The sequence below is a fragment of the Aporhodopirellula sallentina SM41 genome, assembly GCF_000346505.1.
GTDB classification, from domain to species: Bacteria; Planctomycetota; Planctomycetia; order Pirellulales; family Pirellulaceae; genus Rhodopirellula; species Rhodopirellula sallentina.
The window spans coordinates 1-7,382 of sequence record NZ_ANOH01000291.1; the positions used below are offsets into that span (position 1 = coordinate 1).

Annotated in this window: 13 protein-coding genes; 1 reads left to right on the forward strand and 12 read right to left on the reverse strand. The window is 50.8% G+C overall.

What is annotated here, in order from left to right; translation table 11 throughout:
• Positions 1-184: 184 nt before the first annotated feature.
• The 3 genes from RSSM_RS19955 to RSSM_RS19965 all read right to left on the reverse strand — a co-directional run bounded on the left by RSSM_RS19955 (position 185) and on the right by RSSM_RS19965 (position 1,314).
• Entirely contained in the window at positions 185-430 is a 246-nt protein-coding gene (locus RSSM_RS19955; protein WP_008682870.1) for a hypothetical protein, read from the reverse strand.
• Between the two features lie 56 nt (positions 431-486).
• Positions 487-771, reverse strand: coding sequence for a hypothetical protein (locus tag RSSM_RS19960; RefSeq protein WP_201767214.1), 285 nt, complete (start codon positions 769-771; stop codon positions 487-489).
• Positions 772-906: 135 nt separating this feature from the next.
• The gene (locus RSSM_RS19965; protein ID WP_008682874.1) at positions 907-1,314 is read right to left on the reverse strand and encodes a hypothetical protein; all 408 of its coding nucleotides are present in this window, start codon (positions 1,312-1,314) and stop codon (positions 907-909) included.
• 87 nt (positions 1,315-1,401) lie between these two features.
• On the opposite strand from RSSM_RS19965, the gene RSSM_RS19970 reads away from it, so the two are divergent.
• A complete protein-coding gene (locus RSSM_RS19970) occupies positions 1,402-1,602 on the forward strand; it encodes a hypothetical protein (RefSeq protein WP_008682877.1) in 201 nt (66 codons plus the stop codon).
• A gap of 22 nt (positions 1,603-1,624) precedes the next feature.
• On the opposite strand, the gene RSSM_RS19975 is transcribed toward RSSM_RS19970, so the two are convergent.
• From RSSM_RS19975 to RSSM_RS20015, 9 genes are all read right to left on the reverse strand, one after another.
• A complete protein-coding gene (locus RSSM_RS19975) occupies positions 1,625-2,044 on the reverse strand; it encodes a hypothetical protein (RefSeq protein ID WP_008682880.1) in 420 nt (139 codons plus the stop codon).
• A gap of 58 nt (positions 2,045-2,102) precedes the next feature.
• Complete coding sequence (locus tag RSSM_RS19980) at positions 2,103-2,420, reverse strand: hypothetical protein (protein ID WP_144059975.1); 318 nt, start codon at positions 2,418-2,420, stop codon at positions 2,103-2,105.
• A gap of 116 nt (positions 2,421-2,536) precedes the next feature.
• Positions 2,537-2,992, reverse strand: coding sequence for a hypothetical protein (locus RSSM_RS19985; protein WP_008682884.1), 456 nt, complete (start codon positions 2,990-2,992; stop codon positions 2,537-2,539).
• 37 nt (positions 2,993-3,029) lie between these two features.
• Positions 3,030-3,971 (reverse strand): tyrosine-type recombinase/integrase, encoded by a 942-nt coding sequence (locus tag RSSM_RS19990; RefSeq protein WP_144059976.1) that lies wholly within the window; start codon positions 3,969-3,971, stop codon positions 3,030-3,032.
• A gap of 144 nt (positions 3,972-4,115) precedes the next feature.
• Positions 4,116-4,586 (reverse strand): helix-turn-helix transcriptional regulator, encoded by a 471-nt coding sequence (locus tag RSSM_RS19995; protein ID WP_144059977.1) that lies wholly within the window; start codon positions 4,584-4,586, stop codon positions 4,116-4,118.
• 44 nt (positions 4,587-4,630) lie between these two features.
• Positions 4,631-5,572 (reverse strand): Holliday junction DNA helicase RuvB C-terminal domain-containing protein, encoded by a 942-nt coding sequence (locus RSSM_RS20000; protein ID WP_144059978.1) that lies wholly within the window; start codon positions 5,570-5,572, stop codon positions 4,631-4,633.
• 125 nt (positions 5,573-5,697) lie between these two features.
• Positions 5,698-6,117, reverse strand: coding sequence for a hypothetical protein (locus RSSM_RS20005; RefSeq protein WP_044303106.1), 420 nt, complete (start codon positions 6,115-6,117; stop codon positions 5,698-5,700).
• A 70-nt stretch (positions 6,118-6,187) separates the two neighbouring features.
• On the reverse strand, positions 6,188-6,412 hold the full coding sequence (locus tag RSSM_RS20010) for a hypothetical protein (protein WP_008682895.1): 225 nt from the start codon (positions 6,410-6,412) through the stop codon (positions 6,188-6,190).
• Positions 6,413-6,473: 61 nt separating this feature from the next.
• The gene (locus RSSM_RS20015) at positions 6,474-7,094 is read right to left on the reverse strand and encodes a hypothetical protein (protein WP_008682898.1); all 621 of its coding nucleotides are present in this window, start codon (positions 7,092-7,094) and stop codon (positions 6,474-6,476) included.
• Between the last annotated feature and the right edge of the window lie 288 nt (positions 7,095-7,382).

A 7,382-nucleotide genomic window follows, 5' to 3' on the forward strand; every position in this document is an offset into this window, starting at 1 on the left:
TTGCCACGGCTCGTCCACTGGTCGCATTCCGTGGCGCCAAAGATGAGATCGAACTTCTTTGACGAGACGGCGGCTCGGTCCGCCATGAAGATGTCGATGATCGATCAACGCTCGAACCTCTTGTCACTGAACAAAGGAAGGTTCGCCGCACCGTAGCACGGCGAACCCGCATCCAACCACTTCATTACTCTGGCGACCAGCCGAAGTAAAATCGTGGACTGCCTTGGAACATTAAGGAGCCTTTGGTCCCATCCGACTTGCGGCTGGCGACTACGAGCGGTGCCATGAACCCAAGCACATCAAACTCTTTTTGTAGTTCGCTTGTATCCCAGACTTGCCCGTGCTTTGCTTCCAGATATTCACGGCTACCCGGTTCGGCGTTGATCTCGGTGAGCATCTCACGGCGGATCGTTTCAGTTTCATCGGTCATTCGATTGTCCTTTGAAGGAGTGACGTGTGTTGTTCTGTTGATTGAGATTGGTCCGATCAATACTCTTCTGGAAGCAACAAGCAAGTCGAGCTTCGATCCGCTTCAGTGATGATCCAAATCTTGGTGCCATCGCTCAGGAGGTAACTCGAAAGAACTCGCTCGCTGTTGGCGACTGCTTCCAAGTTCGTCTGTTGGTCCTCTTCGTCGAGTTCACCTTGATCGAGAACAACGTGACGTTGAATGAATTCAATCGGCGTTTGCTTTGCTGTTTCCAGTGCGTCCAATGCTCCTGGTGTGGCAACAACCTGACCAAGTGCAAATCGTGGCTTTCTGTCGTTCATGGCGACCATGTTTGGTTCCCTTTGGCGCAGTGAGTTAGTGATGCTTTAGAAGGCAGGTCCAATACAGTTCGACGATGAGTCCGCAAACGAAAAGAGCCGAGACTTCCTTGTCTCGGCTCTTTGTTAAAACAGTTGTTACGACTCGATCTCATCCCAGCAAAATTCAGTTGGCTTCACGCCTTCAGATGGCAAGCCATCGCCGTGGTACATACAAGGGAACGGCGTGTCGCTTCCCTCTTGTCCGTGGATCATGATGTGGTCAAGATCGAGAACTTGCCCGCTTGGTCCGTAGTGGCGGCTGTCTTCTACGTAGTCTCCGAGATACTCGTCTTCAACGACGATGTGATGACCATGTTTCTCGGAGTCCGCCAGTTCATCGATGGCGTCGGACATGCTGTCCGCTTCGATGACGAGATAGTGTGATGAGTAACTTCCGCCAATCTCAATCAGCCACGTCTTGCCGAACCAGTCGCCGGGATTGACGACTTCAATATCCTTGAGTTCGTGACCGTTAATGGTACCGTTTGCTTTGATCGTTGCCATGCTCGTGTTTTCTGTTGAGGGTTGGTTGACACAAGCACGGCTTCGGTCCGATCAATTCCAATCCGTTCTGCCAAACTGGATCGACAAATGACCGTCCATGACCCTGCCTTCACTGACGAAGACTACGCAGTCCTGCTTCAGGCACTTTCGACCTGGGAAGAACTTGGCACATCTGAAACTGCCACCAACCGAAAAGTGAAAATGGTGTTGCTCAAGGCAAAATTGGCTATCCAACGAAGTGACGCTTATGTTGATCGGTTGTTCGACCGAGGAACCGAACTCCGATAACACGATCAAAGCTGCGGTCCGATCATGCCTCAGCGAGTTCTGCGTGAAAAGCTTCCTCATCTTCGGCGTCGAGATCAGCGAAGTAGTTGGCAATGCGACGAGCTTCTCGTTGAGCATCGTCCTCATCACAATCATCGATCAGTTCGCCACGAAAAAGCATTCCGTCTTCGTCCAATGCGTAACCGACTATGAAGCGACCATTTGCCAAACAGAACATGAGCGCCAAAGAACCCGACCAGTACCGCTCAACAATTTCGCAACGACAATCGAGCATTGTCTTTCCGCACCAAGTTCTCAGAGTGATTCCGTATCGGTCCGACTTGGTGTAGCCCGTAAGGTTTCGCCCGACCACCGATGCACCGAGAGCGACAAACTCTCGCCCTTCGTGCTCGATGATCCCGATTTCGATTTGTCCCTGTCGTTCGCAGCGTGTAGTCGTCATTGCGGTTCCCAGTCGTGGTGATGTTAATTGCCAACACCACGACGGGACGGTCCGCTGACTATCGAATTGGAATCACTTCGTACTCGACCGATTCGCCTCGTTCGATTTGTCGCACGAAATCCAGTGCGTTCATCTCTCGAACGATAGACATCCGACAAAGCGAATTAAGTTTGCTCGTGAAGCTGAGAGCGACAGGATGGTTGCTTAAATCGTCACCACGTACCCCATTGTTATGCAGCGCCAACAAATGCCGATGAAAGGAACCCACAATGGCGACGATGTTCACACCGTCTTGCACGGCGTTCGCATCGCTCGCCGCTTTACATTGAATCTCGTCGGAACCCTTCGCAATCGCAGTCATCGAACTTGTCGTCATTTGAATTCTCTATGAGTGTGGAAGATAGGCTTGTAGTGCTAGGAATCGGTCCAAGTTCCGTGACAACAGCGGAGACAAATCAAGAGTGGGTCATCCTTCAGCTTGGAGAAGTCATTTCAATCCAGCGCCAAAAGTGGCTCACCCTTTCCATCCAACACTGAATAAGTACGGCAGAAGTCAAACGCTTCAGCCTGAATTTGCTCATTGGTTAGGCCAACGATCAGTTTGCCCCGAAACAATTTCCCTAAGCCTTCGCCATAGCCCAAGATTTGCCGACCATGTGTCAATCGGAAAAGCAGTGCGAACGTATTGTTGGTGAAGATCATTAGCACTTCCGAACGACAATCGAGAATCACTTCTCCCTGAAATTTTTTCAGAATGAGTCTTCTTGCTTCCTGGTCAACGTCGTCACTCAGTCCAACATAACCTGAAACATCACCACCGCTCGTTGACCCGCCAAAGTTAAACTCGAAGCCTTCGTCTTCTTGGGAAATCCGGTCCCGTTCCCATTTCTCAAAGTCAAACTCGTTAAGCAAGGATTCCAAATCATCGTCGTCGTTTTCGCTAATCATAAATCCCCCAATTTCGATTTTGGCACGTCACATTGTCTCAAAACGCTAGATAATTTCCGCTAGAGTCTGATGGCTTTGCATGAAGATATCGACCGGTTGTCGAAATCGACGAATGCCCCAACGTTGCTTGAACTAGGTGTATTGGGCATCCACGGTCCAACGCATGACTCGCATGGGCATGGCGCAGCCAATGACAGGACACATCTTTTTCGATCCCTGCTCGTTCCGATGCTTTGTTGACGATTCGCCAAACAGCAGACTCATCAAGGTGCCCCTTCTTTCGACTTCGAAACACTGGCGCATCCAATGAGTTAGTTCCACGTAGTTTTAGCAAAGTCTCCCATACGCTTTGAGGCATCAATACGGTCCGAGTTTTTCCGCCCTTGCCATAGACCGTGATCTGGCCTGTCGAAACACGCTCGTGCAAATGGCGCCACTTGAGTGAGCAAATTTCCGAGACTCGAAAGCCACCTGCGTACAGTGTCAACAAGATCGCTCGATTCCGTGGCTGTGGTTCAAGCGAAATTATTCTTAGCACTTCGACCTCAGCAAGGATTCGGTCCGCCAGTTCGTCACGGAATGTCGGTAACTTCATCGCCCGACCGATATCAAAAGACAAGTAGCCCAACTGGAAGCCGAAGGCGAACAAGCTCTTGATGGCCGACAACGCTCGTTTGACCGACGACGGCTTCAGGCACGATGGCATGGTGTCGGTGTACTTCTGAATGTCGATCAGGCGGATTGACCGAAGTTGCATGTTCGTCGCATCGAGGAATTTTATGATCTCTCGGCGATAGGCTCGCTGGGTATGCTTGGGACGACCATGTAGCCAAATCTCGATCAGTTGATCATCGTTGTCGGCTTGTTGAATGATCGGTCCGAGTGTTTCGCTGCCAAATTCAGGCGAACGCAAGATAACCCGACTTATCATGCGTAATTCCGAACAGTCTTCGGATAGTTTCTTTTCAACTTCTGACATCTTTCGTACACCTTTCGCAAGGGTTTTTGACACCAACTGAACACACTTCGATCAAACTCTGATGCTTCTCGCACTTGGTCCGAACGCACTTCGTCACTACCGCAACAGACAACGCACACTCACCGATCACATTTCGGCAATCAATCACACAGACCCCGCACGCTTTAAGTGTCGGAAAACTGTACGGAGAATGTCGTTTTCATCGTGACCATCGGTCCCCTGCGGGTAGCAGTGTTCGACCGCAGCAGTGACCGACGTTGTTGTCAATCCCGATAGACCAAGCGACGAAAGACCATCGAGCAACTCGGTGAAGTCTTGTTTCGGCTTTGGCTTTTCAACTAGCTTCGATGCCGTTGCCTTCGGCTCGTTGTCTCGCTGATAGAACAAAACGTATTCACCATTCACGCCGATCCCGAGTTCTTTCGCCTTCACGTTGTCCTCAACTTGAGAGGCATTGAAGTAGGGCCGTCCGTTGCTGAGTCGAAGCGGTTCGTGGAACGTTCCCTTCTTGATGTGCCAATAGAACTGACTACGACTCATGCCTAACAGCGAACACATTCGACTCACTGTGATGGCAGCTTTCGGTTGGTTATCGGTCACGGTCCCTACACTCATCAAATGGTTTCCTTGCAAAAATCGGATAGTTCAAGCACAAAAAATCAGGCGTGAATTCCGCCCAGATGTTCAATTCCCATTGGTGTCAGCGACCGCCCCTTGTCGCCTTTGGTGATCAAACCAAGGCGAATGAAGTCACGCTCAAACATCTCGATGGTTTGTTTTGGCAAACCCAAAGTCGTTGCGATCACGTTCAAGCGAATCGGTCCCTGGTGCTCCTTCAGCAATCTCAAATATCGTTGCTCCACCGGATCAAAGCCGAGTGAATCGAAGCCTTCCATGACGAGCATTTCATCGACGTGAGCTTGCTCGATAACATCGGAACCCTTCGATGACGCAACACGTTTTGCCGAGTCGAGCAAACGCACCGCCAGTCTTGGAACACCACGACTTCGATACGCCAGTTCTCCCATCGACTTCAAATCAATCTCCCAACCAAGCCGCACCGCTCGTTGCGAAATCAACAGCAACATCTCGTCGTTGCTGTAGTGTTCGAGTCGAAGCAGTATCTTGAAGCGGTCCCTCATCGAGGTCGTAAGCAGGTACTCGTCCGTCGTCGCCCCAATGAGTGTAAATGGCGGCAAATTCACCGGTTTACGATTGCCACCAAGGAACAGTTTTCGTTCTTCGATGGCTCGATACAACGACACTTGAATCGTCTCGCTCAGTTCGTGAATTTCATCGATCAACAAAATGTGTTCTGGTTCCAGCATCATTAGCAGACCTTGTATCTGTCCAATGTTGCCGATGTTCTGAGCGAGTTCGACATGGCACTCGGTACAAAGTTCCTTGGCGATCAACTCGGTCAGTAACGTCTTTCCCGTGCCGCCTGGTCCGCACATCAGCAGGTGTGGGAACGCTCCTTCACCGCCACTGCGTGATCGGTCATGCCAGTACGCATCGAGTGCGGTACGCAGTACGTTCACGGCACGTCGTTGTCCGACGACGTGACTGAGGCTGGTGATGATCGGTTCTGAGTTTTTCATTTCGTTGTTCATCCTCGAATTGGTCCGGTCCCCGACTGGTTTGTCAAGTGCCTAAAGATTCCAAAGCCGATCAGCATGTTTGTCCGCTAGTCGCTTCTGCCTTTGTTCCCATCGTGGTCCGCATATCACTTTGCCAGACTCATTCGCTTCTCACGCTTATTCTTGTGATGTGAAATCACTTGCGAACGCCAGTCTGCGTTGCCGCCAAATTGTTCAATCGGAACCAAGTTGAGATACTTCATCGGACACGAGTAGAAATACGGTCCCATCGATTCATCCAAATCTTTGTAGCCCCAACCGCTGTTGCGTTGATATTGAATCAGGTCGCAAGTGATCCATCGTTCCGCTGGTTGCGATTCGATTCCTTCGATTGAAAACGTTCGTTCCCAGACCGCCCACAAGACTCCGCTGAATGATCCGCCTCGATAGCAGCGAGCTAAGCAGTTTGACCTGATAAGCAAGTCACCGGTCGTTCGCTCCCATGCTGATGTCCGGTCCTCAATCAACTCCTTGCGAGTGATGCCTTCCCGAAATAGCCAGCCCATGCAATCTTTCTCCGGTGCAAATATGTTTGACGATGAGCCAGCGTTGACTCATCGATAGACAGCCGTGGCCTTATCGGCTCCAAAGTCGTTCAGCGTGTTTGTCCGCAAGTCGCTTCTGCCTTTGTTCCCATCGTGGTCCGCAAATCGCTTTGCACTTGGTGATGATTCGTTGGGCCTTTTCGAGTTTGCCTTGATCCTCGTACTCGAAGATGTTCAATCGAAGGCGTCGAAGCATCCGCTCGTATTTGTAATGACGGCGGTTGTCTCGAATGGCTTGTTTCAGTGATCGTTTCATTGCTGACCTTGGTCGATGAGCACCGACCGAAGTTGGTCGGTGCTCACGATCAATGGTCCAACTACTCGGTTTCATTTCGTTTGAAGAGGGCGTTCATCGCACGCAGCAACGCTTCTTCGGATGGACACCCGCCGTGGTCGCTTGTGCTTTCAAGTTCGCCGCATTCGTTGTCCGACAACCACGAATAGACTTGGTATTGCCAGTCGTCTGACAACTCATATTCATCATTGAGTGACTTTGCGGCATCGACAATGTTTTCAACAGTCGCTTCGTACTCACGATTCGAGTAGTCCTCCTCATCCAGAATCGAATACTGGTCCATTGCCACATGCAGTTCGGCATATCGCTTGAACGCTTCGGTCACTATGCCCTCTTCGTCCAAGCATCGAATCGAGAAACCAGCGATCCAGCCCACCGCAAAGTGACTGTGCGTTTCCATCACGACATCGGGATCGTCATCATCTTTTTCCGTGAACGGCATCATGGCCTTTCCGATCACACCTGCATTGCTTCGTTCCAGAAGTCCCGACTCACGATGGTGCGTGTAGATGATTGCCCACTGGTCGCTGTCATCGATCTCACGTTCCCGAAACCAAGCGAAGCAATCCATCCGTTTCCAATTGCCAGCCAATTCGTTTGCGAGGTCCAATACTTCGCACTCTGTCAGTGTTGCCGTCGTCATCTTCTTGTCTCCGTTGAGGGGCGGTTGCCGTTACAGAGATCAAGACTGGTCCGATGAATCGAACACCAATGAAAAGAGCCAGCGACGTGAAATCGCTGGCTCTTCGATCATGATGGACTAAACCGCAACCGGTTCTTCTTGGCGACTGAAACTCAGCACGAAATCGGCGGCTTTGCTCGCAGCGGTTGACGCCTTGAAAATGAACTTCGGATCGTTATCCAAAGCGGACAGCCAATTCTGCAAATACGCTTTGACGTTGGTCAGGTCATCGCTGTTTGGAATCTCAAG

What these genes read in the sequence shown, in the direction of transcription:
- RSSM_RS19955 (WP_008682870.1), bottom strand. Translation starts at nt 430, where the DNA reads ATGACCGATGAAACTGAAACGATCCGCCGTGAGATGCTCACCGAGATC.
- RSSM_RS19960 (WP_201767214.1), bottom strand. Translation starts at nt 771, where the DNA reads ATGAACGACAGAAAGCCACGATTTGCACTTGGTCAGGTTGTTGCCACA.
- RSSM_RS19965 (WP_008682874.1), bottom strand. Translation starts at nt 1,314, where the DNA reads ATGGCAACGATCAAAGCAAACGGTACCATTAACGGTCACGAACTCAAG.
- RSSM_RS19970 (WP_008682877.1), top strand. Translation starts at nt 1,402, where the DNA reads ATGACCGTCCATGACCCTGCCTTCACTGACGAAGACTACGCAGTCCTG.
- RSSM_RS19975 (WP_008682880.1), bottom strand. Translation starts at nt 2,044, where the DNA reads ATGACGACTACACGCTGCGAACGACAGGGACAAATCGAAATCGGGATC.
- RSSM_RS19980 (WP_144059975.1), bottom strand. Translation starts at nt 2,420, where the DNA reads ATGACGACAAGTTCGATGACTGCGATTGCGAAGGGTTCCGACGAGATT.
- RSSM_RS19985 (WP_008682884.1), bottom strand. Translation starts at nt 2,992, where the DNA reads ATGATTAGCGAAAACGACGACGATGATTTGGAATCCTTGCTTAACGAG.
- RSSM_RS19990 (WP_144059976.1), bottom strand. Translation starts at nt 3,971, where the DNA reads ATGTCAGAAGTTGAAAAGAAACTATCCGAAGACTGTTCGGAATTACGC.
- RSSM_RS19995 (WP_144059977.1), bottom strand. Translation starts at nt 4,586, where the DNA reads ATGAGTGTAGGGACCGTGACCGATAACCAACCGAAAGCTGCCATCACA.
- RSSM_RS20000 (WP_144059978.1), bottom strand. Translation starts at nt 5,572, where the DNA reads ATGAAAAACTCAGAACCGATCATCACCAGCCTCAGTCACGTCGTCGGA.
- RSSM_RS20005 (WP_044303106.1), bottom strand. Translation starts at nt 6,117, where the DNA reads ATGGGCTGGCTATTTCGGGAAGGCATCACTCGCAAGGAGTTGATTGAG.
- RSSM_RS20010 (WP_008682895.1), bottom strand. Translation starts at nt 6,412, where the DNA reads ATGAAACGATCACTGAAACAAGCCATTCGAGACAACCGCCGTCATTAC.
- RSSM_RS20015 (WP_008682898.1), bottom strand. Translation starts at nt 7,094, where the DNA reads ATGACGACGGCAACACTGACAGAGTGCGAAGTATTGGACCTCGCAAAC.